The sequence below is a fragment of the Dyadobacter crusticola DSM 16708 genome, assembly GCF_000701505.1.
GTDB classification, from domain to species: domain Bacteria; phylum Bacteroidota; class Bacteroidia; order Cytophagales; family Spirosomataceae; genus Dyadobacter; species Dyadobacter crusticola.
In genome coordinates, this window is record NZ_JNJB01000005.1 from 201,697 (window position 1) to 227,668 (window position 25,972).

22 protein-coding genes are annotated in these 25,972 nt (G+C 48.5%); 19 read left to right on the forward strand and 3 right to left on the reverse strand.

Going from position 1 to position 25,972, the window contains the following annotated elements; all coding sequences use genetic code 11:
- Window positions 1–166: 166 nt before the first annotated feature.
- From Q369_RS0107075 to Q369_RS0107110, 8 genes are all read left to right on the forward strand, one after another.
- Window positions 167–1,465 carry an MFS transporter gene (locus Q369_RS0107075; protein WP_031527105.1) on the forward strand — a complete coding sequence of 433 codons (1,299 nt, stop codon included), beginning with the start codon at window positions 167–169 and terminating at the stop codon, window positions 1,463–1,465.
- A 51-nt stretch (window positions 1,466–1,516) separates the two neighbouring features.
- Window positions 1,517–3,835 carry a DUF7133 domain-containing protein gene (locus Q369_RS0107080; protein ID WP_031527106.1) on the forward strand — a complete coding sequence of 773 codons (2,319 nt, stop codon included), beginning with the start codon at window positions 1,517–1,519 and terminating at the stop codon, window positions 3,833–3,835.
- 92 nt (window positions 3,836–3,927) lie between these two features.
- Window positions 3,928–4,482: a TetR/AcrR family transcriptional regulator gene (locus Q369_RS0107085; protein WP_031527107.1), complete on the forward strand. Its 555-nt coding sequence runs from the start codon at window positions 3,928–3,930 to the stop codon at window positions 4,480–4,482.
- Window positions 4,483–4,533: 51 nt separating this feature from the next.
- Window positions 4,534–5,445: an NAD(P)/FAD-dependent oxidoreductase gene (locus tag Q369_RS0107090; RefSeq protein WP_031527108.1), complete on the forward strand. Its 912-nt coding sequence runs from the start codon at window positions 4,534–4,536 to the stop codon at window positions 5,443–5,445.
- A gap of 36 nt (window positions 5,446–5,481) precedes the next feature.
- Window positions 5,482–6,648 carry a THUMP domain-containing class I SAM-dependent RNA methyltransferase gene (locus Q369_RS0107095; protein ID WP_031527109.1) on the forward strand — a complete coding sequence of 389 codons (1,167 nt, stop codon included), beginning with the start codon at window positions 5,482–5,484 and terminating at the stop codon, window positions 6,646–6,648.
- An 86-nt stretch (window positions 6,649–6,734) separates the two neighbouring features.
- Window positions 6,735–6,905 carry a hypothetical protein gene (locus Q369_RS28995; protein WP_157488086.1) on the forward strand — a complete coding sequence of 57 codons (171 nt, stop codon included), beginning with the start codon at window positions 6,735–6,737 and terminating at the stop codon, window positions 6,903–6,905.
- A gap of 267 nt (window positions 6,906–7,172) precedes the next feature.
- Window positions 7,173–8,060 (forward strand): AraC family transcriptional regulator, encoded by an 888-nt coding sequence (locus Q369_RS0107105; RefSeq protein ID WP_031527110.1) that lies wholly within the window; start codon window positions 7,173–7,175, stop codon window positions 8,058–8,060.
- 82 nt (window positions 8,061–8,142) lie between these two features.
- Entirely contained in the window at window positions 8,143–8,712 is a 570-nt protein-coding gene (locus Q369_RS0107110; RefSeq protein ID WP_031527111.1) for a hypothetical protein, read from the forward strand.
- Here the strand turns inward: Q369_RS0107110 and treZ are convergent.
- Window positions 8,707–10,545, reverse strand: a complete 1,839-nt coding sequence (treZ, locus tag Q369_RS0107115; protein ID WP_031527112.1) for a malto-oligosyltrehalose trehalohydrolase — start codon at window positions 10,543–10,545, stop codon at window positions 8,707–8,709. The two genes, Q369_RS0107110 and treZ, sit on opposite strands and share 6 nt — an antisense overlap.
- Entirely contained in the window at window positions 10,542–12,722 is a 2,181-nt protein-coding gene (glgX, locus tag Q369_RS0107120; protein ID WP_031527113.1) for a glycogen debranching protein GlgX, read from the reverse strand. The genes treZ and glgX overlap by 4 nt, the downstream gene beginning before the upstream one ends.
- Window positions 12,723–12,939: 217 nt before the next feature.
- On the opposite strand from glgX, the gene Q369_RS0107125 reads away from it, so the two are divergent.
- From Q369_RS0107125 to Q369_RS0107155, 7 genes are all read left to right on the forward strand, one after another.
- Window positions 12,940–13,194 (forward strand): hypothetical protein, encoded by a 255-nt coding sequence (locus Q369_RS0107125; protein WP_031527114.1) that lies wholly within the window; start codon window positions 12,940–12,942, stop codon window positions 13,192–13,194.
- 102 nt (window positions 13,195–13,296) lie between these two features.
- Complete coding sequence (locus Q369_RS0107130; protein WP_035333113.1) at window positions 13,297–14,895, forward strand: response regulator; 1,599 nt, start codon at window positions 13,297–13,299, stop codon at window positions 14,893–14,895.
- Between the two features lie 8 nt (window positions 14,896–14,903).
- The gene (locus Q369_RS0107135; RefSeq protein ID WP_031527116.1) at window positions 14,904–18,509 is read left to right on the forward strand and encodes a response regulator; all 3,606 of its coding nucleotides are present in this window, start codon (window positions 14,904–14,906) and stop codon (window positions 18,507–18,509) included.
- Between the two features lie 195 nt (window positions 18,510–18,704).
- Window positions 18,705–19,067, forward strand: coding sequence for a response regulator (locus Q369_RS0107140; RefSeq protein WP_374754345.1), 363 nt, complete (start codon window positions 18,705–18,707; stop codon window positions 19,065–19,067).
- A 9-nt stretch (window positions 19,068–19,076) separates the two neighbouring features.
- A complete protein-coding gene (locus tag Q369_RS0107145; RefSeq protein ID WP_031527118.1) occupies window positions 19,077–19,886 on the forward strand; it encodes a CheR family methyltransferase in 810 nt (269 codons plus the stop codon).
- On the forward strand, window positions 19,868–20,449 hold the full coding sequence (locus Q369_RS0107150; RefSeq protein ID WP_031527119.1) for a chemotaxis protein CheB: 582 nt from the start codon (window positions 19,868–19,870) through the stop codon (window positions 20,447–20,449). Before Q369_RS0107145 ends, Q369_RS0107150 begins: the two co-directional genes overlap by 19 nt.
- Before the next feature lie 122 nt (window positions 20,450–20,571).
- The gene (locus Q369_RS0107155; RefSeq protein ID WP_031527120.1) at window positions 20,572–20,946 is read left to right on the forward strand and encodes a DUF983 domain-containing protein; all 375 of its coding nucleotides are present in this window, start codon (window positions 20,572–20,574) and stop codon (window positions 20,944–20,946) included.
- 143 nt (window positions 20,947–21,089) lie between these two features.
- On the opposite strand, the gene Q369_RS0107160 is transcribed toward Q369_RS0107155, so the two are convergent.
- On the reverse strand, window positions 21,090–21,962 hold the full coding sequence (locus Q369_RS0107160; RefSeq protein ID WP_035333115.1) for an AraC family transcriptional regulator: 873 nt from the start codon (window positions 21,960–21,962) through the stop codon (window positions 21,090–21,092).
- 187 nt (window positions 21,963–22,149) lie between these two features.
- Between Q369_RS0107160 and Q369_RS0107165 the strand changes: the two genes are divergently transcribed.
- From Q369_RS0107165 to Q369_RS0107180, 4 genes are read left to right on the forward strand one after another with little or no spacing between them, the layout of a single operon-like run.
- Window positions 22,150–23,166: a phage tail-like protein gene (locus tag Q369_RS0107165; RefSeq protein ID WP_157488088.1), complete on the forward strand. Its 1,017-nt coding sequence runs from the start codon at window positions 22,150–22,152 to the stop codon at window positions 23,164–23,166.
- A gap of 58 nt (window positions 23,167–23,224) precedes the next feature.
- Window positions 23,225–23,920, forward strand: coding sequence for a T9SS type A sorting domain-containing protein (locus tag Q369_RS0107170; RefSeq protein ID WP_031527123.1), 696 nt, complete (start codon window positions 23,225–23,227; stop codon window positions 23,918–23,920).
- Window positions 23,921–23,969: 49 nt separating this feature from the next.
- Complete coding sequence (locus Q369_RS0107175; protein WP_031527124.1) at window positions 23,970–24,962, forward strand: phage tail-like protein; 993 nt, start codon at window positions 23,970–23,972, stop codon at window positions 24,960–24,962.
- 4 nt (window positions 24,963–24,966) lie between these two features.
- The gene (locus Q369_RS0107180) at window positions 24,967–25,971 is read left to right on the forward strand and encodes a T9SS type A sorting domain-containing protein (RefSeq protein ID WP_031527125.1); all 1,005 of its coding nucleotides are present in this window, start codon (window positions 24,967–24,969) and stop codon (window positions 25,969–25,971) included.
- Window position 25,972 lies beyond the last annotated feature (1 nt).

Here is a 25,972-nt window from a genome sequence, read left to right on the forward strand (position 1 = left end):
TTTTAACCTGGATTCAATTGAATAACCCCGATCCCGCCCTCTCAGGCGGGATTGTTTTTTTGAACTCTTTACCATAGTCGTAAGGGGTAGAATGGCAAAAATGCAGTCTTATCCGAAACAGTTGTATTTTTAACCATTCCCTGAATCCAAGAATCTGTACCTTATTATGGAACAACCCAAAATTGGCAATTACCGCTGGATTATTTGTGCGCTCCTATTCTTTGCAACCACTATCAACTATATAGACAGACAGATTCTTGGACTATTAAAACCAACACTCGAAACAGAATTCAACTGGACGGAAAGCGATTACGCCAACATCGTGATGGTTTTCGCAGGCTGTTACGCATTGGGTTACATCGTTTTCGGGAATATCATCGACAAGATCGGCTCCAAACTCGGCTACGCGATTTCGATCGTAGTATGGAGTATAGCCGCTATCGCACACGCATTTGTAAGAAGTACTTTCGGGTTTGGTGCGGTTCGCGCATTGCTTGGATTGGGCGAGTCCGGAAACTTCCCGGCAGCCGTGAAGGCAACGGCGGAATGGTTTCCCAAACGGGAGAGGGCGCTTGCAACCGGTATTTTTAACTCTGGAACCAGTATCGGCGCAGTGGCTGCACCCATTCTGGTTCCCTGGCTTCTGGGCGCTTACGGCTGGCAGGAGGCGTTTCTGATCACAGGCGCATTGGGTTTTATCTGGCTGATATTCTGGTGGATTTTCTACGAGATCCCTTCGAAGCACAAGAAGATCACGCCGGAAGAATATGCATTTATACATAGCGACAACGAAGCCGCAGAAGGGGAAGGCAAAAAGCCGATCCACTGGACCAAATTGCTGCAACTGCGCCAGTCGTGGGTTTTCATCGTAGGTAAATTCCTCACTGACCCGATCTGGTGGTTCTTCCTTTTCTGGCTTCCCTCCTATTTTGCAACTACATTCGCGCTCGACCTTAAAAAGCCAAGCCTGCACCTGGCTATCGTCTACACAGCAACCACATTCGGCAGCATTGGCGGGGGTTACCTTTCTTCTTATCTCATCAAAAAAGGCTGGGCTCCGCTCAGGGCGCGCAAGGTGACGCTGCTGGTGGTCGCCTTTGCGGTACTTCCCATTATCCTGGCACAATTTGCCAGCAACGTCTGGGTGGTTGTCGGGATCATCAGTATAGCAACCGCGGCGCACCAGGCATGGAGTGCCAATATTTTCACGATCGTTTCAGATATTTTTCCAAAGCGGGCGGTGAGCTCCGTGGTGGGTATCGGTGGAATGGCGGGCTCGCTGGGCTCCACGTTTTTCCCGCTTGTAGTAGGCGCGCTGCTTGATTACTATAAGGCCGCCGGCAACATTGGAGCAGGTTACAATATCCTGTTTGTCATTTGCGGACTGGCGTATTTTGTAGCCTGGGTGATCATACATTTTTTAACTAAAAACATGAAACCGGTTGAAGAATCGTTAAGAGATTAGCATTGTTCAGCAATTCATAACCCATTGAACTTAGAGGAAATATCTCTTCAGATGAAAAAGTACCGCTATCCTTTTCTTTTTCTGGCTGTTTCGTTCTCACTTGTTTATTGTAAAACAAACAAGCAACCCGCAACTGCCACCACCGCAACTGTCGCATCCGCGCAGCAGGAAGAACCTGTTTCCCAAAAACCAGGTCAATCCCCCTTTATCTCGCCCGAAAATACGATTGCTCTGATGCAGGTCGAAAATGGTTTTGAGGTGAAGCTGGTTGCTGCCGAGCCGCTGGTTAGTGCACCTGTGGCAATGCAGTTCGACGATAAAGCCCGCATGTGGGTGGTTGAAATGACGGGCTATATGCCTGATACGATCGGTACCGGCGAGGATATTCCCAACGGGAACATTGTCATTCTGGAAGACAAGAATAAAGACGGCGTTTACGACGACCGCCAGGTGATCATTGATTCACTGGTATTGCCAAGAGCTATTTGTTTAATAGAAAATGGAATACTCGTAGCGGAGCCGACCAACCTGTGGTTTTACGAAATCAAAAATGACAAAGTCGGTAAACGCACGCTCGTTGATCCTAAATACACCGAAGGCGGTAACGTAGAGCACCAGCCAAATGGACTCCTGCGTGCCATGGACAACTGGATCTACAATGCAAAATCTGACAAGCGCTACCGGAAAGTGGGTAATAAATGGCTGATTGAGCATACACATTTTCGCGGTCAATGGGGTATTTGCCAGGATAATTACGGCCGGCTTTATTACAACAACAATTCCCAAAACCTGCTTGGCGATTACTTTCCAGCCGGCGTAGGCGCGTGGAATACCAACCAGAAGGGAGTGGCAGGATACAATGAAAAAGCGGTCGCCAACAATAAGGTATACCCGCTTCATCCTACTCCGGGCGTGAACAGGGGTTATATGAAGAATATCCTTGACGATAGCCTGCGTCTCAACGATTTCACAGCAGCAGCCGGGCCGGTCGTTTACCGGGGCGATCTGTTCGGTGCGTCGTACGACTTCAATGCATTCGTCCCCGAACCTTCCGCCAACCTGATCAAAAGGAACATACTTGCTCAGAAAGGTTATCTCGTCAAGGGCGAGCAGGCTTACAAAGGCCGCGAGTTCCTGGCAAGTACCGACGAGCGGTTCAGGCCGGTGAGCTTGTATAACGCACCTGACGGCGCCATGTACATTCTTGATATGTACCGCGGGATTATCCAGCACAAAACATACCTGACACCTTACCTCAAAGAGCAGATCGGCAAGCGCGAGTTGACACAGCCACTGTCAAGCGGCCGCATTTACAAGGTTGTTCCAAAAAATACGCAGGCAAAACCGGTCATGATCCCATCCGACGCCGCCGAGCTGGTAAAGCTTCTTGGCCATTCCAACGGCTGGGTACGCGACCGGGCACAGCAAAAGCTGATCGACGGTAAGTACAACCAAACGGTACCAGCTCTGCGCGAAGCGGTGAAGCAAACGGGCAATCCGCTTCTGGCAATACACGCATTGTGGACATTGGAAGGTCTTAATTCCTTGAAAACAGAGGAAGTGGTGAGCTGGCTACGACGCACCGACTGGCAATACAAAATGCAGGGTTTCGCAGCGACACCGTCCATTATTACACCGGCGTCGTATCGTCAGTTCGCAGCATTGTTTGAAGAAATGGTCGACCAAAACGACACACTTGCGGCCCCTTATGTAGGTTTCATGGCGAAAAGCGTTTCGAAGTTCGATACAGTCGCGTCCAAGAACCTGCTGACCAAGCTGGTTACCAAATACCCGAACAACCGCTATGTAGCCGACGCAGTGATCAGCAACCTGCAAGGGAAAGAGGAAATGTTCCAAACCGAGCTGACCGCCTCTTTAAACGACCAGAACCTGCTGGTCAACAAGCAGCTGCAAAAGGTAATCACGTCGGTGCGGAGCGCACAGGGTAACCGGAACCCGGAAATGCTGAAAAGACAGTTTCCGAAGGGCGAGGCGCTGTTTACCTCCGTTTGCCAAACCTGTCACGGACCTGATGGCGGAGGCGTAAAATCCCTGGCACCTCCATTGAACCAGTCGGAATGGGTGACGGGCAATAAAGACAAGTTGATCTCCATCGTGCTTTTTGGCTTAACAGGCCCCGTGAAAGTGAACGGACACATTTATCAGACACCCGAAGTGAGCGGCGATATGCCCGGTATCGGTTACGATAAAGATATGCCAAATGAAGACATTGCCCAGCTGCTCAGCTACATCCGCAAATCGTGGCGCAACAATGCCGATGTGGTCAGCACAGAAGAAGTAAGCAAGGTGCGCCAGAAGCTGACCGGCCGGGAAAAGGCATTTACGGAAGCTGAATTGAATGGTATCTAAAATGCGCTGCTAAAAAAGAAAGCTTAACGGGAACGAAAAGAATCAAAAGAATGTCTCAGAAACGGGACATTCTTTTTTTATCCCCAATGACCATGAAAGATACCGAGCAAAGCATAATTGAAGCTGCAATTCTGATCTTCAACGAGGACCTTTCAGCACCGCTTGAAAAGGTTGCCGAGCAGGCGCAAACTACTAGGCGAACTTTACACCGGTACTTCAAAGACCGGAATGAGCTGATGAAAAGCTGCAAGAACGAGATCCGCAAAGCTTGCCACCTCGCAATGGAAAACGCCTACAACAGTACGGAAGATCCTGTTCAGAAGTTGGAGCGGATGTTTTATGCCGGCATTGAATGTGGCACAAAAGACACCTTTCTGCATAAACTACATACACTTCACGATCACGAACATCAATCGCATGACCAGGAATGCTCTGATTATGACGACACTTTCTCCATCTGGAAATCGCATTTGAAGTACTTGCAGGCACAGGGACTGATCAGCCCGATGATGACTATTGACTGGGTACACCAGCTGTTTCAGGGTATCGTAGCTGCGTCCGTTACTTCCCGTAATATCAAGGCAATGCAGCTCAATGAAGTAAAAAAGCTTGGCTGGTTTTCATTCAGCCGGGGTATTGGTTTGTAAAAATTTTTTATCCACTCATGTCTCATTTTTGAGACAAAAACATATATTCTTATGCATACGAATCCTGATTTTGATGTGGTTATTGTCGGCGGAAGCTATGCCGGCTTATCGGCGGCGATGTCGCTGGGGCGTGCGAGATGGAAAGTTGCGGTGATCGACAGCGGCAAACCGTGCAATGCACAAACGCCGCATTCCCACAATTTTATTACTCACGATGGCGCAGAACCAGCCGCCATTTCAGCAGCCGCGAGGGTGCAGGTACTCTCCTACCCGACAATCGAATGGATCGAAGACCTGGCTGTGACTGCCACCGGTCAGAACAATGCGTTTACAGTCGAAACCGGCTCCGGGCAACGCATTACAACGAAAAAGATCCTGTTTGCAACGGGTATCAAAGATCTGCTGCCGCCTACTCCCGGCTTAGCAGAATGCTGGGGAATCAGCGTGATCCATTGCCCATTCTGCCACGGATACGAGTACAGCGATCAGAAAACGGGTATTCTGGTCAATGGTGAAACTACACTGGACTTTGCCAGACTGATCCGCAACTGGACTCCGGACCTTGCGATCTTCACAAACGGCCCTGCCGCCTTTGACGCACATACCAAAACAACATTGGAACAAATGGGGGTACCGGTTCACGAGCAGCCTGTCGACCGCATCGTGCATGAAAATGGGTACCTCACACATCTGGCTTTTCAGGACGGAAGTACCGCAGCACTTACAGCATTATACCACCGTCCGCCTTTTGAACAGCATTGCAAAATCCCTGAAACGCTGGGAGTCGAGCTGACTGCGCAAGGTCACATTGCGCTGGATGGGTCTCAAAAGACAACTGTACCTGGGATTTATGCAGCCGGCGACAATACCACGATGATGCGCTCGGTTGCAAATGCAGTGGCTGCTGGCAGCTTTGCAGGCGCGCGCCTGTCCCACGAGTTGATTAGCGAGCAATATTCTTAGTATGTTTGCACGTAATCACCCGCTTAACAGCTTACAATGTCAGTTTTTCAAAATACAGCCAACATTATCATCACCTGCTACCGGCGCCTGGCTCCGTTCCTTGAGCCGGAGGTACGGGCACTTGGATTTGATGTGACTGAAACTTTTCCCACGGGCATTCGCACGTCAGGTACCATGAATGATTGTGTCCGGCTGAACCTGAACCTGTACTGCGCAAGTCAGGTATTGTACAGCCTGGGTACGTTCCGTGCGAAACATGCGGATGATGTCTACCGGTTTTTATCCCAAATAGCCTGGGAAGATATCCTCCCGGCGGAGGGTTACTTCTCGGTAACCAGCAATGTGCATACGGAGAGCGTCAACAATTCGATGTATGTGAATGTGCGGGTGAAGGATGCAATCGTCGACAGGATCAGAGAAAAGAAAGGCGTCAGGCCATCGTCGGGCTCGGATATGAAAAATGCAGTGGTGCATTTGTTCTGGAAAGAAGAGCAGGCCGAGATCTTCATAGATACTTCCGGCGAAACGATCGCCCGGCATGGGTACCGTAAAATCCCGGGCGCAGCACCGATGCTCGAATCCCTTGCCTCAGCAACTATACTCGCAAGTCAGTGGGACCGCCGCTCCGCCTTCGTGAACCCGATGTGCGGCTCCGGAACCCTCGCCATTGGAGCCGCGCTCATCGCAACCAACAGCAAACCAGGTCTTTTCCGGAATAACTATTCCTTTATGCATTTGCTCGGTTACGACGAAGAGCTCTACTACGCGGAACAGGATAAGCTGGAAGATCAGATCATTGAAGTGCCCGATTTGCGCATTATTGCTACCGACCATAGTGAAGCAGCCATTGAAAACGCGCGGAAGAATGCAGTAGCCGCCGGCGTAGCAAACATGATCGAATTCCAGGTCTGTGATTTTGCAGAGACGGAGATACCTGACGACAACAAGGGCGTGTTCTTCGTAAACCCTGAATACGGCGAGCGGCTGGGGGAAATCAGCGAACTTGAAGAAACCTATGCCCGCATTGGCGACTTTATGAAACAAAAATGCAGAGGTTACTCCGGCTATGTATTCACGGGTAACCTGGACCTGGCTAAAAAGATTGGTTTGAAACCGAGGCGACGGATTGAATTTTATTCCGGCAAAATCGACTGTCGCTTGCTGGAATACGAACTATATGAAGGCACCAAGCGTACTTTTTAGTTTTATTCCAGTAAAGTATAGCGTTATTCTTAGCTGGCTTAGCACGGTATTTAAATGAAATCTCGTATAATCAAATACAATTTGTCATGAAACAGTCACAAAATTCGGGGATGATGCATCAGAATCAGAGTTCCCGGGCAATGCCTGAAAACAAAGACAATTTGGACAGCAGGCACAGAGAAGAGGAAATGGTAAAAGGCGATGACCTTACCAATAATCGTAAGGAACATCACAGCCTCAACAAACAAAAGCAATAGCTTTTCTCTGTGTTTATTGTGATTAGAGTGAAGCCGGGTTCAGAATTTTTCTGGATCCGGCTTTTTTGATGGGTAGATGTAAGATTTTCTCATACCAAAAAATACATGCAGCACCTGGGCTAGCAATACAGCTAAACTTTGGCAGGAAGCATTTTCTGAATTAGCGACGGTTAAAATGTGCCGGAATTACACTTTTGTTTGCAAAAACAAAAGTCGGGGAGATCATAAGTCCGCAAATTTGTTGATTTGATCTTTGCACAAATTGATATGGAGCTATACCGAAAATATTTCAGCCAGGAACAACTGGAAGCACTGGCAGGCTCCGAACCGAACTGGGGAGTATCTATTTTGAACGTCGGCCATAACCTGCACCCTGCCGGCAAAACCTACCCCGACCAGAATCACCCATCCAGCTACTATTTTGACTGGGACAAAGGGCGTGTAATCAACGAATTTCAGCTCGTGTACATCTCAAATGGAAGCGGCGTTTTTGAGACTGAAACCATTCCGCCGACAATCGTAGAAGCGGGTACTGCATTCCTGTTATTCCCGAATGTGTGGCACCGTTACAAGCCTTCGCAGGAGACCGGTTGGGAAGAGTTTTGGGTAGGATTTGGCGGGCATTACTCCGAGTACTTAATGCGCCAGGAGTGTTTCAATGCAGATAATCCGCTGATCCGCATTGGCTTTAACTCCGAACTCCTGAATGTATTTATTCGCCTGGTGCAGACACTAAGGTCAGAAGGGATAGCTTACAAGCAAATCGCTTCTTGCCTCGTAATTCAGCTGCTAGGGCTCATTTACGCGTCTGCATTGATGACCGATCACGCGCGATCGCACAAGGAAAAGCTTGTGCACCGGATGCGGTACCAGATACATGAAAGCAGCGCGGCGAACCTGGATATGGAAAAATTGGCGAAGCAGCATGGCGTAAGTTATGGCTGGTTCAGAAAAGCATTCAAAGAGGTGATTGGTACCTCGCCCGGGCAATATCACCTGAACCTTAAAATTGAAAAAGCCTGTGAGATGCTCCGGGAAACGTCGTTGTCCGTGGCCGAGATCGCTTACAAAACGGGATTCGAGTCGGAATTCTACTTTTCAAGAATATTCAAGAAAAAAATGACCGTACCCCCAACTTCCTATCGGGAAGGATAGTATTGAACCCGGAAACGCATTTGCACATTCAATTTTCCTGAAAAGCGGTCGTTTAAGGAATTGTTCTAAAATGTCTGACTAAATGAAATACATAATCGCCCTGGTGCTGCTGCTTACGGTTTCCTCCTGTGAATGGATCGGCAATTCTCCCAGCTTTGGTGACGATTTTATAACCTACACGATCCGCAAGGGAAACCACGAGGTCGACAATAACCTCAACACCCCTTTCACTTCTTCTTCCATGCACTTTCAGGCGGTGTTCGACAGCAGCTGCGTTTACCGGAATGCGATCCCGGAAAACCAGAACGATATTAATAAGCTATACGGATTTTCGGATTGCAGCTCAGGGCATCAGAGCAACAGCGCCAGGTTTGGCTGGAACTGGCGGGAAGGCGCGCTCAGGATTTACGCGTATGTGTACGTGAATGGCGTGCGACAGGAAAAAGAGCTAGGTACCGCGGAGCTCAATGAGCTTACCAGTTTCAGGATAGCCGCGCGCGACAAGTCCTACCTTTTCACTTTCCGTGGTGTAGAAACAACAATGCCGCGCCACTGTGATGGTGGCGTCGGCATTGCATATAAGCTGCTCCCCTATTTCGGTGGCGACGAAACCGCCCCGCAGGATATCAAAATCAAGATCAGGAACCTATAACTCGTTCGTGTACACCGACATTGATTCGGGCTGTACCCTGATCACCCCGCCGTCTGCTGTTTCCGGAAGATCCTTCTCGCCTCCCCATTTGGTGTCAGAGGAAACAATGAGTTTCTGCCAGTTTGACTCTCCGGGTAAGGATACTTCCTGGGCATTCTTGGAGAAGTTGAGCACGGCAGTGAGGTGCTGTTCCGGTGATACCCGCTGTAAAATGATCAGCTCACGATCTTCAAAACCTTCTACGATAATCCCGTCGCGATCGGTTTTGCGCAATGCGGGCTCCTGCTTTCTGAGTGCGATGAACGTTTTGTAATAGTTAAGCATCGTGCGGTGCGGCTCTTTATCAAGCAACTCCCATTGCACTTTCGACTTCCGAAAAGTTTCTTCGCTCACCGGATCGGGCGCGTCACCTTCCATGTGAAAGGCTGCAAACTCACTCTTTCTGCCTTTGCGCACAGCTTCTGCAAGCTCAGGATCGGTGTGGCTCACGAAGTACTGGAAGGGATTTGTCTCACTCCATTCTTCTCCCATAAACAACAAAGGCAGGTACGGGCTGATCAGTACTGCGCCTGCAAGCAATTTCTGCATTTCGAAGCTCACCAGCTGACTTGTACGCTCCCCGAGCATCCGGTTACCGACGTGGTCATGGTTTTGGGAAAATACAATAAACTGCTGCCCAGGTAATCCGTCGGCTTTCACTCCGAATTTCCGCTTCCGGTGATCTGAGTAAACCCCGTCGTAAACGTAAGCGTCTTTGTATGACTTCGCGAGCGATACAATGGGTTCAAAATCTGAATAGTACCCGCTTTTCTGCTGGCCTGACGATACTCGCAATGCGTGGTGGAACTCGTCTATCCACTGCGCATCCATTCCGTAGCCTCCTTTTTCAATGGGTTTCACAAACCGCGTATCGTTCAGGTCCATTTCCACCATCAGGTAATGCTGCCGGTTGGTAAGCTCCGAAAGCTCATTAACGCGCATTTTCATTTCCTGGAGCAAATGCAAAGGTCCAAAGTCCTTGATCGCGTGTACAGCGTCGAGCCGCAATGCATCGATATGGAAATCGTGGAACCACATCAATGCATTTTCAATGAAATACTGGCGCACAGCATCACTCCACGCATCGTCTACATTGACAGCATCGCCCCAGGGTGTATGGTACTTATCTGTAAAATAATGACCAAACTTGCCGAACACATTTCCCTCCGGCCCCAGGTGGTTGTAAACCATATCGAGTACAACTGCTATCCCTCTTCCGTGGCAGGCATTGACAAACTCCTGCATTGCCCTTGGTCCGCCGTAAGAATCCTGTACGGAATACGGAAAAACACCATCGTAACCCCAGTTCCTGGCTCCTGCAAATTGCGATACCGGCATAATCTCGATTGCATTCACACCCAGTTCTACCAGGTGATCAAGCTTGCTTTCTATCGCTTGCAAAGTCCCTTCCGGTGTAAATGTGCCGATGTGTACTTCATAAATGATATAATCCGACAAGCCCGGATTTTTCCATTGCTGGTCTGTCCATTGAAAATCCTTGATATCAACAGCCTGTGACGGACCGTGAACTCCCTGAGGCTGGTAAACGGAGGCAGGATCGGGCAGCGGCTCTTCTTCGCCCAAAACAATCTGATACAGATCGTCCGGTTTGATTTTATCCGTTTTCAACGTCCAGTATCCATAATCCGCTTTCTGAAGCGACAGATTCTTGTCTTGATCGACCAGCAAAATGCTTGCTTCCTCCGCGAGCGGCGCCCAGACGAGCACTTCCGCTTCTCCGAATTCATTGAATCTTATTCCCGGTACTGCGGGCAATGTCTCACTAAAGCTCATAATTTTTGCTCTTCCAATGCATGTTTAAAAACAACTATCGATCTGCTGTCCACTGTGAATGTGGTATCAGGCGCTATGATCTGCCCGTCTTCGGTTACGCAGCTTTCGCTTGTGTCAATTACCTTCCTCCATTCAGTTCCGTATTTTTCGGGAGGTAATCTGTATTCCACAGGTTCGTAATGCGCATTGAAGATCATATAAAAGCTGTCGTCATAGATCGGCTCGCCTTTCGGGTTCATGTGGCGGATACCCTTTCCATTCAGGAATACACCCAGTGATTTAGCGTAATCGTGGTTCCAGTTCTCGTCCGGCATTTCCTCTCCATTCGGCAAAAACCAGGCAATATCTTCCAGACCGATCCCCTTGATCGGCATTCCGCGGAACCAGTGGCGGCGGCGGAATGTGGCGTGGGCTTTACAAAACTTGATCAGCTTCTGGGTAAATCCGAGCAGTTTTTGATCTGCCTGATCCCAGTTCAGCCACGAAATCTCATTATCCTGACAGTAGGCATTGTTGTTACCATGCTGGGTCCTGCCCCATTCGTCACCCGCTACAAGCATCGGTACACCCTGGGAAAGGAAAAGCGTGGTAAGGAAATTCCGCTTTTGCTTATCTCGGAGCGCAATCACTTCCGGGTTATCAGTCGGCCCTTCTTCTCCGCAGTTCCAAGAGCGGTTATGACTTTCTCCATCGTTATTGTCCTCGCCATTCTCATCATTACGCTTCTCATTATACGAAACGAGATCATTCAGTGTAAATCCGTCATGCGCGGTGATGAAATTGATACTTGCCGTCGGATGCCTGTCTTCTCCTTTGTACAAATCTGAACTTCCGGTGAAACGCTCCGCAAACTCGGCCAGCATACTATCAGCTCCACGCCAGTAGTCACGCATACAATCGCGGTAGCGACCATTCCATTCTGCCCAACCGATCGGAAACTTACCGACCTGGTAACCATCGTGTCCGATATCCCAGGGTTCTGCAATCAGTTTTACCTGTGATATAATTGGGTCCTGGTGAATGATATCAAAGAATGCGCTCAGTCGGTCCACCTCGTGAAGCTCGCGCGCCAGGGTTGAAGCCAGGTCAAAGCGGAAACCGTCGACATGCATTTCGGTAATCCAGTAACGCAAGCTGTCCATGATCAACCGCAGTACATTCGGAAGCCGTGCATTCAGCGTATTGCCGGTACCGGTATAATCCATATAATAGCGGCCGTCCATCAAACGGTAGTAGGCCATATTGTCGATCCCTCGAAATGAGATGGTCGGTCCCATTTGATTTCCTTCGCCGGTATGGTTATAAACCACATCAAGGATCACCTCAATGCCAGCTTTGTGCATTTCTTTGACCATCTTTTTAAATTCAATCACCTGCTCCCCGTGCGTGCCAGAACTGCTGTAACGTACATCCGGCGCAAAGAAGCCTATTGAATTATAGCCCCAGTAATTGGTAAGCCCGCGTTCTTTCAAATGGCGGTCCGAAATAAAGTGATGGACCGGCATCAGCTCAATGGCATTGATACCGAGCTTTTTCAGGTAACTGATCGAAGCGGGATGCGCCAAACCGGCGTAAGTACCCCTGATCTCCTCGGGAATGTCAGGATGCAGGCTGGTGAATCCCTTCACATGCGCTTCATATATAATAGTATCGTGATACGGGATTTCCGGGCCTTTTACATCTTCCCAATCAAACAGATGATCCACAACAACCGACTTGGGTACAAAGGAAGCACTATCTGACTGACTAAAACTCAGGTCTTCATCGGGGTGACCTATTTCATAACCAAAAAGAGCATCACTCCATTGAATGGTACCAGAGATAGCCTTTGCATAAGGATCGATCAGTAACTTATTAGGATTGAAGCGCAAGCCCACCGCCGGTTCGTAAGGTCCGTGCACGCGGTAGCCGTATAGCTGTCCGGGTTTAAGGCCGGGAACGTATACATGCCATACGTAATGGGTAACTTCCCTGATCTGTATTTTAACATTCTCTGAAGGACTTTCTTCGCTGTCGAAAAGACAAAGCTCTACACCTGTCGCATGCTCGGAATAAAGGGCAAAATTCACCCCTTTCCCGTCCCACGTAGCCCCGAGCGGGTAAGGCTCTCCGGGGTATACGACTACATTATCCAGCTTCGACTGGTCGATTACTTTTTTATTGGCAATTTTTCTCATATACGCTGTTTTTTTGTCTGCGATGGTTTGGTAATTATCAGGCTAATGTGCCTTTCTAGCTGTGGAAACAGCATTTTGATGCCCGGCTGGATGCCCGGCTGGACGCCCGGCTGAGCTGTTAGTACGCAATTTGCTATAAAATTATGCCACGCAAGAACCGTGGCGCGCGGGCGATTTTTCCCCACCACAATAGCGAATAAAGCCAAACTGCATAACTATGGACCACCAGGAACTTCTCAGACTAGCATCATTTCTGGACGAGATAGCGGAGACCAATGAAGACACCGAGTTTGATTCTTCACAGGAATATTTGGTTGAAGGATTGATCAGGCTTGTTAAAGAGAAAGGCAAGACGTCTATTGTTGAGGATTTTGAAACACCTTACGTGCACCCGATGATCACCGTCCAGAAGTGGGTAGAAGAACTGAAATTGCTCGTGGCCCAGTCGCTTCGCGGGGAAACTGCTTCGTAATATTCTAAAAAATGGCTTTATTGCGCGAATTGGGCATTTAGGTATGATTTTTGTATTCCAAAAGTCACACGCACGCTCCTTTTTGTTCCTTTACCCTTTACTATGATCCTGATTGTCGACGACAGGCCGGAAAACATTCTACCTCTGAAGAAAATCCTGGAATTGCACGATTTCAAAACGGACTCTGCCGAGTCCGGCGAGGAGGCATTGAAGAAGGTGCTCAATAACAACTATTCCGTGATTATCATGGATGTGCAAATGCCCGGCATGGACGGGTTTGAGGTAGCCGAGGCTATTTCCGGTTTTGGACGCGCCAAAGACACTCCTATCATTTTTCTTTCAGCAGTAAATAAAGAAAAGCGGTTCATTGCCAGAGGCTACGCTTCCGGCGGCATTGATTATCTGACGAAACCGGTGGACCCTGATATTTTGTTATTAAAGGTAAAAACCTTCGTCCGCCTTTATGAGCAGCAGCAGGAGCTGAAATCCATTCAGGAATCACTCAGGCAGGAAATTGATATCCGCAAACACGCCCAGGATGAGCTCGCTTCCCGCATGCAGGAACTACGCTTCATCCTTGAATCATTACCGCAGATTGCATTCACCGTTAAGACAGATGGAAAAATAGAGTATGTCAACGAGCACTGGTTCCAGTACTCCCACGACGTTTCAGTCTTTCCTGAGACCCACCCTGAAGATGAATTCTGGGAGCGCTGGGAGGAATGCTTCCGCAATGGGCAGGAGTTTTCTACCGAGGCGAGGCTCAAACAGCTTGGAACTACCGACTACAAATACTTCTTGCTGAAAATCATCCCCGTCTTTCAGGGTACCGGAATTATTCGGTGGGTAGGTTCATTTACGGACATTCACCAGCAGAAAATGGTCAATGAACTGCTTGAACATAAAGTGGAACTGAGGACGAAAGAGCTGCTGGCCAAGAACAGCGAACTGGAAACCACCAACCACGAACTCCAGCAATTTGCCTGGGTAGTATCCCACGATTTGAAAGAACCGCTGCGGAAAATCCAGACATTCAGCCATTTGATCAAGGAAAAGTACCTGAACGATAACGCAGAAGCAACTTCTTACCTCAATCGGTCGATCAACTCTTCGGCAAGAATGTCGCGGCTGATCAGTGACTTGCTGGACTACTCGCGGCTGTCGGTGAAGGCTCGTTTTCAACCTACCGATCTGAACATGCTGATCAATGACCTGCTGTCGGATTTCGATGAGATTATCTTGCAGAAGAATGCAGAGATCACAGTGGGCCAGCTCCCGATCATTGATACGATCCCCAGCCAGATCAGGCAGGTATTCCAGAACCTGATCAGCAATGCATTGAAATTCTCAAAACCTGACGTACCGCCGCACATTACCATCACAGCAGAGCTCATTGAGCATAAAGATGTGCATTCGGACGCTTCACCCGAAGGCGGTTATTGCAGGATTATCATTGCCGATAACGGGATAGGCTTCGACGAGAAGTTCCTCGACCGGATATTCGTCATATTCCAGCGACTCAACAACCTGAACAGCTACGAAGGCACAGGGATCGGGCTCGCTATCGCCAAAAAGATTATGGACAAGCACAATGGGCTCATTTCCGCCCAGAGCACGCAGAATGAAGGTGCCCGGTTTATTCTGGTGTTACCGGCTGTCCAGCAGCACACATCACAGGAAACAACGCTCGAAAACACGTAAACGCATTTATGAGAAAAACTTCTAACTCTATTATCCAGCAGCTTCAAATTGTATTTTCATTTTCGACCCTGCTGCTGATTTTCAGTTTGCTTGCGTCGTATTACAGTACCCAGAAGCTGATCAATAACTCAGAGCTGGTAAACCACACCAATGAAGTACTGCTGGAAGCAGAGGCGATCATTTCGCATATGAAGGACGCAGAAACGGGCCAGCGCGGGTTTCTGGTCACACTTGAACCGGCGTTCCTGGAACCTTACAATGGCGCTTACGAAAAAACAACGCGTAGCTACAACCGCCTCACGGAACTCACCGCCGAAAACCCTGTCCAACAGAAGTACCTGCGCGAGGTAAAAGCATTGTACGAAGCCAAATTCGGGCAAATGCAGAATGTCATTGACATGACGCGTAAAAACGCTGCTTTTGCGTCTGGCAGCGAGGCTCGCCTGCGGGAAATGCTTCGCGGAAAGAAAGTAATGGACGACCTGAGATTTGCGACGCAGCATATCAAGGATGAAGAAAATGCAATCCTGACGGACCGTCTCGAACAGCAGCAGATTTACATTAAGTACACTCCTATCCTGCTGATCATCGCGGCACTGATTTCTATCCTGATCACGGTATTCGCTTATTTCAGGATCAAGAACGACATGGACAAGCGCATTGCATTGCAGGAGCTTGAAAACCGGAAATATGCTGAAACCGAAAGGCGGATCAGATACATCGAGGAAGTTACCCAGCAGGTTTCCGACGGGGACTATACGGTAAGAAGTACAGATGAATCGGAAGATGAGCTGGGCAGGATCTCGGTCGCGCTTAATAACATGACGAGCTCTCTGGAACAGACATTTAATGATCTGAACAGCAGGAACTGGCTCCAAAACGGATCGGTCAAAATCAGCGATGCGATACGGGGCGAGCGGGTACTCAAGAAACTGACAACCAACCTGCTGAACACGCTCACAGAATATGCGGGCGCGAGTCTGGGCACGATCTATATCATTGATAATGACTGGAATTATCGCCTCACAAGCAGCTTCGCGGTTCAACAGGTGCCGGAAGTAATAACCCCCGGCGAAGGATTGACCGGCCAGGTGATTGAAAGTAAAAAACCATTGTTTGTCAACGATATACCCGACAATTACCTGCGCGTTACTTCATCCCTGGGCAATGTAAGCCCGGCGGCTGTGGCGATACTGCCGCTCACTTATGCGTATGAATGCATCGGCGTGATCGAGCTGGCATTCTTGAAGAATCCGGACAGCCTGCAACTGCAGTTTTTGGAAAACAACCTCGAAGCCATTGCGACGGGTGTCAATTCTGCATTGGACTATCTGAAACTGCAGAACTTCCTGGAAGAAACGCAGGCACAGGCCGAGGAGCTGCAGACGCAGCACAACGAGCTCGAAAACCTGAATGCGGAGCTGGAAGCACAGTCGCAGAAATTACAGGCTTCTGAAGAGGAACTGCGCGTACAGCAGGAAGAATTACAGCAAACCAATGAAGAGCTGGAAGAAAGAAGCGGGCTGCTGGAAGAGAAGAACATGGAAATTCTCAAAAAGGCAGAAGAGCTTGAACTGACTACCCGATATAAATCAGAGTTTTTGGCAAATATGTCGCACGAGCTGCGCACGCCGCTTAACTCTATTCTGCTGCTGAGCAGGCTGTTATCAGAAAATGACGACAAGAACCTGTCAAGTGAGCAGATCGAGTACGCTACTGTGATACAGTCGTCGGGCAATGGATTGCTTGGCCTCATCGACGAGATCCTGGATCTTTCGAAAATTGAAGCGGGCAAGATGGAGCTCGATTATGTGAAAGTATCCATTAAAGAGATTTCCGACGACCTCAAAGGTTTGTTCGCGCCGGTGGCCCGTGAAAAGGGACTTGATTTCAGTATCAATGTCGGGCAGGGAGTTCCGGCTGTGATCGAAACGGACAAGATGCGTTTGGAACAGATCCTGAAAAACCTGATCTCCAATGCACTGAAATTTACAGCGAAAGGCTATGTGGAAGTCCAGATCACGTTGCATGAAGGTAACGACAATATGCTGAGCTTCAAGGTAAAAGATACCGGGATTGGTGTAGCGCCCGAGAAGCAGAAGCACATATTTGAAGCATTCCAGCAAGCCGACGGCTCTACCAAACGCAAGTACGGAGGCACCGGGCTGGGACTTTCGATCAGCCGTGAGCTGGTGAAGCTGCTCGGCGGCGAAATTGCGCTCACCAGCATTGAAAATCAGGGAAGTGAGTTCAGCATTATCATTCCTATCGCTGCTTCCTACGCCATTCAGGAGAAAGAAGAAAATTTCTTCAAACCAAACAGGGAAGAAACGCTGCCGGGCAAAACGGCCCCAGCCGAAGCAGATCGTCGATTTATCAGCACGGTAATCCCCGAGAGCATTCCCGACGACCGGAACACCGTTCAAGCCGGTGACAAGACGATCCTGATCGTGGAGGACGATACATTCTTTGCCAAATCACTGCTCGATTACACGCGCCGTCACGGTTACAAAGGGATTGTCTCCGTTAGGGGCGACGAGGGCTTGCAGCTTGCCAAAACATTCAAGCCGATCGGTATCCTGCTGGATATCCAGCTTCCGATCATAAGCGGCTGGGACGTGATGGACCAGCTGAAAGGCGATCCTGAGACGCGGCACATTCCGGTGCACATTATGTCGTCGCACCGGATGAAAAACGAGAGCCTCATGAAAGGTGCGATCGATTTTATCGACAAACCGATGGCCATCGATAAAATGCAGGAGGTGTTTAAAAAGATCGAATATGTGATCAGCAAAAAGTCGAAAAAAGTGCTGATCCTGGAAGATAACTCCATGCATGCCAAGGCGCTGGCCTACTTCCTGGCCACATTCGATATCAATTCGGAACTGAAAAGTGATATATCAGAAGGTATCTCGGCATTGAAAAACAATGAAGCCGACTGCGTGATCCTGGATATGGGTATTCCCGACAAGAAAGCTTACGACGCGCTGGAAGAAGCCAAGAAAAATCCGGGACTTGAAAACATACCCATTATCATTTTTACGGGTAAAAGCCTGTCGATGTCCGAAGAACTGCGGATCAAACAGTATGCAGATTCCATTATCGTGAAAACGGCGCACTCTTACCAGCGTATGCTCGACGAAGTGTCATTGTTCCTGCACGTGGTGGAGGAAAATAAAAAATCGCCGCAGCGCACTTCCGACCTGAAAACATTGGGGGGATTAAGTGAGATTTTGAGCAACAAAACGGTACTGATCGCCGACGACGACGTTCGCAACATCTTCTCGCTTTCAAAATCGCTCGAAAACTACAAAATGAACGTAGTAACCGCCCTCGACGGCAAGGAAGCACTGGCGAAGCTGGAAGACAACCCCGAGATAGATGTCGTGCTCCTGGATATGATGATGCCGCAAATGGACGGCTACGAAACAGCCCGCCGCATTCGCGAAAACCCAAGGTGGCGCAACCTGCCGGTCATTGCGGTAACTGCCAAAGCAATGACGGGCGACAGGGAAAAATGCATTAACGCCGGCGCATCGGACTACATTACCAAACCAGTAGATATCGATCAGCTGATGTCGCTCTTGCGGGTTTGGCTTTATGAGAAATTTTGAATGAATGAATGAGCCGCCGTGGAACGGGGAATGAATGATGAATGAATGAATGAATGATTGAATGACTGAATGAGTGATTGAATGACTGAATGAGTGAATGAGCCGCCGTGGAACGGGGAATGACTGAATAGTAAATGACCTAATGACTAAATGACCTAAATTTCCCAATGAGCTAATGACCAAATGACCTCCATAATGAAAAAAAGAGTTTTGATAATTGATGATGATGCGCGGAATATTTTTGCTTTGAAGGCTACTTTGAAGGCGAAAGGATTTGACTGTGTGTCGAGCGGTGGGGCGCCGGAGGCTTTGGAACTGCTGAAAACCGATGAAGCAATTCATGCAATACTGATCGATATGATGATGCCCGAAATGGATGGTTACGAAGCAATTCCGCTGATCAAGCGCATTGAGCAGCGGAAAGGAACGCCGGTAATCGCCGTAACGGCCCAGGCAATGGTAGGCGACCGGGAAAAGTGCCTTGCAGCCGGTGCCGACGCCTATATTTCAAAACCGATTGATGTAGATAAGCTGCTGGTGCTGCTGCAAGATATTTAAGTGTGGAAAATGATTGATGATGAAAATATCGACCTGCTGCTGACGGACTTATTCGATTTATACGGATACGATTTCACCAGCTATTCACGCGCCTCTCTCAAACGGCGCATTGAGCGGCTTTGCCTGCTCGACAAATTCCCCAGCTTTGCCGAATTACGTTACCGGGTCAAAAATGATCCCGATTACCTGAAAAGGTTTGTAGAAGAAATCACCGTGAACGTAACGGAAATGTTTCGCGATCCTTCTTTTTACAAATCGCTGAGAGAAGATATCCTGCCTGTACTTGGTACCAAGCCTTTTATACGGATCTGGCACGCGGGTTGCTCCACGGGTGAAGAGGTTTTTTCAATGGCGATCTTGCTTAAAGAAGCCGGCTTGCTCCGCAAATCGCTTTTGTATGCCACAGACCTGAACCCAACTGTGCTCGAAAAAGTCAGAAAAGGCATTTTTCCGCTCTCGCAAATGAAACAATACTCCGAGAGCTACATTGCGTCAGGCGGTACGAGAGACTTTTCAGGTTATTACACAGCCAACTACGGACAGGCGAAGTTTGAGAAAGAATTGTCGGAAAAGATCATAATTTCGACACATAACCTGGTGTCCGACAGTTCATTCAATGAATTCGACCTGATACTTTGCCGCAATGTGCTGATCTATTTCGATAAGGAGTTGCAGGACAGAGTGCTCCAACTATTCGACGCCAGCCTCGCGCCGCTGAGCTACCTGGCACTCGGGACAAAGGAAACGCTGAAATTTTCTGTGGTACAAAACAAGTTCAAGCAGTTGAACCGCGAAAAGATATGGAAGAAAATCATCTAGGGCAACATTGCGGCCTGCTCCTGATCGGAGGCTCTGCGGGAAGCCTGGAAGTGCTTTTCAAGCTCCTTCCCAGGCTCAAAGCTAATCTCCCCTTCCCTGTTGTACTTGTACTGCACCGCCGGAATTCTGCCGATTCGTCGCTTACCGAGCTGCTCGGGAGTAAAAGTCTGAACAAAACCGTGGAAGTAGAAGACAAGGACCCGATCCTGCCGGCCTGCATTTACCTCGCCCCTGCTGATTACCATTTGCTAGTTGAAACGGACCACACATTCTCACTTGACTACTCTGAGAAAATTAATTTCAGCCGCCCCAGCATTGATGTTACGTTCGAATCAGCTGCGGACGTATTTGGCGCAGCTACCGTGGCAATTATTTTATCAGGCGCCAATGAAGACGGGACAAACGGTCTGATGTCTGTCAAGCGCGCAGGTGGCCGAACCGTGGCTCAGCAGCCCGACACTGCGCAAATGCCCTTCATGCCCCAGCACGCCATCGACGCAGGCATTGTAGATTATACTCTCGACATTGCCGGACTGGCGAATTTTATCAACGGTCTGGAATGAGTTTTTACAATCGTTGATTTTTACCATAAAAGGTAACTTCTGTCATTTTTCCGAAGGGGTTTTCTGAAGAAATTTGTAAGGTAAACAGTTGGTACCTCCTTCACCGGATAAACAGCAAGATCATGGCTAAGCATAACAGACTATATAGCGTCTTTTTCAATAAATGTCCCCGCTGTGGCGTAGGCGATTTCTTCGTGAGCAAAAGCGCTTACGACCTCAAAAACTTCGAGAAAATGCACAAGCATTGTCCGCATTGCGGCGAAAACCTGGTACCCGAGCCGGGCTTTTACCAGGGTGCATTGTACATGAGCTACGCATTTTACGTAGCCTTCATGGTCATCGCCTTCCTGATCTGCGTCAACTTCTTCGAACAATACCTGGATTACTTCCTCTTCGCAGTCATCCCCGTCCTCATCATCCTAACCCCCTGGTTCTACCGCCTAGCCCGCCGCTCCTGGCTGGCGCTTTTTATCAAGCCAGCAGCGGAAGTTGAATGAGACGTCGTGTTACGACGGTGAAGCTGCCTTTGTCACCCTGAGCGCAGTCGAAGGGAAAGGGCGTTGTCGCATTCCCTTCGACTGCGCTCAGGGTGACAAAAAAGGTTTCCTCCATCCTCCCCTTCCTCCATCCTCCCTTTCTCTTAAATTCCTCCCCTAAACCCCTCCGGCGTCACGCCTGTCTCTTTTTTGAAAAATTTCGTAAAGTATGAATTGTCGCTGAAATGGAGCTGGTCGGCTACTTGTGAAATGGTTAGGTTCAGGTTGATGAGGAGGCGTTTTGCTTCCAGTACGATGCGTGCGCGGATGATCTCACCTGCTTGTACACCGAGGTGTTCTTTGCACAATGCATTCAGGTGGTTGGGCGTGACGTTGAGGAGTTTGGCGTAGGCTCCTGGCTGTTTGATGGTACTGAAATGCCTGTCTACCAGCTTCTGAAAGTCCCGGATTACCGGGTTTCTCGGCGTTGATTTCACATGGGTAAGCTCCGCAGGCTCGTTCCGGGCTACGTAAAAAAACAGCTGTAAGAGCAAAACCCGCGTCATATCCTTGCGGAACAAAGCCACTCCATGCTGCTGATCCAGCAGCTCTTCAAATACATCAATTACTTTCCTGAAAACGGACTCTTGAAGCTGCAAGACGTTGTTCCGGCTGTCGCTGCTGTTCAGAAAATTGAAGAAATCAAGATAATCAGGCTGCAGCAGGAAAGACTGGAAGAACGATTCCGAAAAATTGACCACATAACCTTCCGGCTCACCTTCAAAACGCCAGTCGTGCACCTGACCGGGCACCATGAAATAAATCTGTCCGGCTGCAACCTGAAAGTGGTTAAAATCAATAATATGCTCACCTGCGCCGCTGGTAAAAAGCACCAGGTGGTAAAAGCTGTGCCGGTGCGGAAACACCAGGTTCTGATGTTCTTTGAGGTATTCTGAAAACCGGCTGATCATAAAATCTTCCGCCCGGTACTCCGAAAGCGGCCCGATATCGAGGCGCGGGAAAGTAGAACGTGACAATGGTAAAATGCTGGGTTTGTAAATGCCGCAATTTAAGGAGAATCGGGGTTTGATGCGCGCTATTCAATTTTCCTTCACCGATAGATTCCTCAAAGCTACCACAGGATCAATACGCCTTCATAGCGAACAATAGCAATTGCATATTTACTCACAGCATCTATTAGCTAAATCTTGTACATAAACTGCTATGAACGATCTATCTCTACTTACACGCTTTTGGGGCCAGTGTACCTTGCTTCGTCCATTCAATGTCCTGAAAGTCGGATGTTTGCATTACTGCCTGGCCGCTATTTTGCTAGGATTTACAAACGACCGAGCAAACGCACAGGGCGTCGGAATCAACACCACAACACCGCACCCGAGCGCCGCCCTCGATATTCAAAGCACGAATCAAGGTATCCTCATTCCGCAGGTTACACTACAAAGTTTAGGCGACAACACCACTGTGCCAAGCCCAGCAACCGGTTTATTAGTTTACAATAAAAACAATATATTAAGCGGACCGGGCTTCTACCAGAATATAGGCACAACTGCGTCTCCTTACTGGGAGATACTGTCAAGGTTGAAGCTGCCTTATTCACATGGAGTATCAACCGTTACTGCATTCAATATTCAAAATTATCAGGGTAGCAGTGGGACAATAGCAATTAAAGGTTATTCCTCAGGTGTGGGAACTGGAATATTCGCGGAAAGCGATAACGGATATGCGCTTCAAGTTAAAGGCTTCCTGAAAATTTTCGGAACTGGCCAAGTGCCTGGTGCTGGCAAAATCTTGACAAGCGACGCGACTGGTGAAGCTACCTGGCGGGGACCCACCGCCTTCTCAGTCTCCGGAGTTAAAGGCGGTGGTGGAGAAGTAGTGGGACCCGGGACAAAGTACGTTGTCCCGTTTGCGAATGAAAATTACGATACCCAGAGTAGCTACACGCTTCATAACCAATCTCCCGCAAGCACCTTTACTGCGCCAGTAAATGGAATTTATCACTTCAATGTGAAAGTGCTTGGCAATATCGCGCTCCATTTAAACCTGTTAAGAAATGGCGCAGAAACAGTCCTAGCTTGGGGTAGCGAAATGCTTGTTAAGGATGTGCAATTGCTGCAAGGTGATCAGGTGTATGTTACAGTTACTCCATCTGGTAATCAGCACGCAAATATTAATACATCAGATCACTATACCTATTTTACCGGGCATCTTGTAAGGTGAATAGAAGCCGAAACTATATACAATTGAAGAAAGCCAACCATAGCAACCAACTCTCAAAATGAAAAACATATACCTCACCGTTAGCTCATTGCTTATTGGCCTGGCTGCACAGGCGCAATCTATTTCTCCGGGTGACATTTATGCGGCTGCTAATTACAACCAGTCAGGTGGCGTGAGCCTTGAATGGGTATTGGGGAGCATCAACTCCTTTTCCACCCTTTCGCCTCTGCCGGTCAAGCTGATCCGGTTTGAAGGGACATTGACAGCCGAAGGTTCGGCAAAACTGGAATGGGAAACTGCGGAAGAATATGGCAATAAGGGTTTTGAAATTCAAAAAGCCACAGACGCAGTACATTTTACAAGCATCGGCTGGGTCGATGGAGCTGGTGAAGCGAAGACCAGGAATATATACCAGTTTGTTGATAACGAGCTTGCTACTACAAGCTACTACCGCTTAAAACAGGTGGATTTTGATGAGAAATTCAGTTTCAGCAAGATCATCCGCGTAATCCCGCTCAATGAAAGCCTCGACCGTTTTAACGTATACCCCAACCCGGTAAAAGACGGAAAAGTAACCGCCACCCTCCCCGAGCGCAGCTTCAAGCTTACGCTATTTGACAAATCGGGCAGGCAAGTGAAGCAAATCCCGCAGCCCAAAACGCAAGAGCAGCTTTTAATCCCCGGCACCGGCACTTTCCTGCTGAACATTGAATCGGTAGCGGGGAACAAGACGATACAGGTTGTGCAGCCTTGAAATGCAGCATCTACTTTGAATTTTTAACCACAATTCACACATAACAACGATGGAAAAACTGTCCCCCCTATTACCAAACAAGACCCGCTCATTCCGACCAAAGTCAATGATCTGCGGCACACTACTTAGCGCTTCGCTCGCCACCGCCAGCTTCGGCCAGGGCGTAGGTATCAACACCACCACCCCCGACCCCAGCGCTGCCCTGGATATTCAGGCGACGGATAAGGGGATTTTAATCCCGAGAGTTAGTTTGCAGAGTCTTGGCGACAATACAACCGTACTGACACCAGCTAATGGCTTGCTGGTATACAACCTCAATCCTGAAATGCCAGGAGGATTAGGCTTTTTTTACAACATTGGTACACCCCAATCACCACATTGGGAAAGTATAAGAGATCTTAGGTTACCTGTAAATGCCTCCATTAGTACCAACAGCGGCGGCACCGCATTCAGGATCAATGATTTTAGCCAATCAGGATCTTCAACAACAATACATGCATTTAGTCAGGCAGGATATGCATTGTTTGCGGATGGCAAGGTAAAAATCTCTGGGAACGGGCAACAACCTGGCTCGGGGAAAATGTTGAGTAGCGATGGATCCGGCAATGCCACTTGGGAAGGCGGAGTAGCATTTAGAGTAACAGGGATATTGAAGAATGGTGCCCATATCCTCGCACGCAATGTATCGAATAAGGTACCTTTTGGCTTGGAAGCTTATGATAGATTAAACAATTATGATATTCATCTTCAAGGTGCAAGTGATACCTTCACAGCCCCACAAAGTGGAATCTTTCATTTCGACTTTCAGGTGCAATGGGGAGGTGGACCCGCATCAGTAGGACTATTCCGCTCCTCAGGTGGCGCAGTAGAGAAGATATGTTCCAATCCAGGAAATAGTATTGGTTATTATGGTGCCTCAACTGATGTAATGCTTCAAGCGGGTGACCAAGTATTCGTTTTATTCTTGCATGGCAATGAGGAGAATGTGGTGCTTGGAGAGAACTGTCATTTTACTGGGCATTTTGTTCAATCTAACAAGTAGACAAATGAAAATTCAAAATTGCATCTCCCTGATAATGTTTTTCCTGAGTTTGGATGTCCAAGCCCAATTCTCCTCCGGCAATCAATTCTTCATCGGAGCGAATACGACTGTTTCCATTCATGGTCTGGTATTACGGCCGACGTTTAATAATACCGTGTGGAGCAACAAGGTACTTACCAGGTCTCCGGATGCGATTGTCGGCAATCCCACGGCAAGTATCCACCAGGTTCACGAGTTCAATGAACCGACGGGATTTTCAGGGCTGGTGGGGTTAACTTATCTTGTGGGCAACCTGAATGGGAATACGGAAGACGATCTGCAGATTGCCTACTTCAACCCCGATGAGAAGTATGTTACAACGACTGGAAGCACTGTCGACAAAGCGATCCACATGGTGTCACGCAACTTCACTGGTTTTAACAATAGTTTCTTACGCATTACAGCAACCAATGCAAACAGCGTTTTGCCCGTTACACTTGTCAGCTTCAAGGCAGTTAAGGAAGGCCCGCAAGCACAGCTTGCTTGGAGCACGTCAGACGAAGTCAACAGTGACTACTTCGAAGTGCAAAGAAGTTCAGAAGGTAAAGTCTGGAATGCGATCGGAAAGGTGAAAGCAACTGGTGACAGCAAAATAGAACGCACCTATACCTTCGAGGACAACTCCCCTGCAAGCGCTCAAAACCTGTACCGGCTTAAAATGGTGGATTTTGACGGTACTTACACGCATAGCAAAATCGTGGTACTCGATTTTGAAAGCAATATGGCTGTCAGTTTTTATCCCAACCCGCTCACAGAAAAGCTGCTCATTCAGGCTGATAACTGGAACGAAGTCAAATCCGTGGAGTTGGTTACCAAACAGGGAAATATCATTCCAATGAATAACAGCAAGGCGGGAAGCGAGCCCGGTTCACGTGAATATGATTTTAGAAAATACCCTGTCGGGACTTATTATATTAAAATCACGCGACAGGATGGCGGGATCAAAACCCAGCAGATTGTAAAAATGTAGT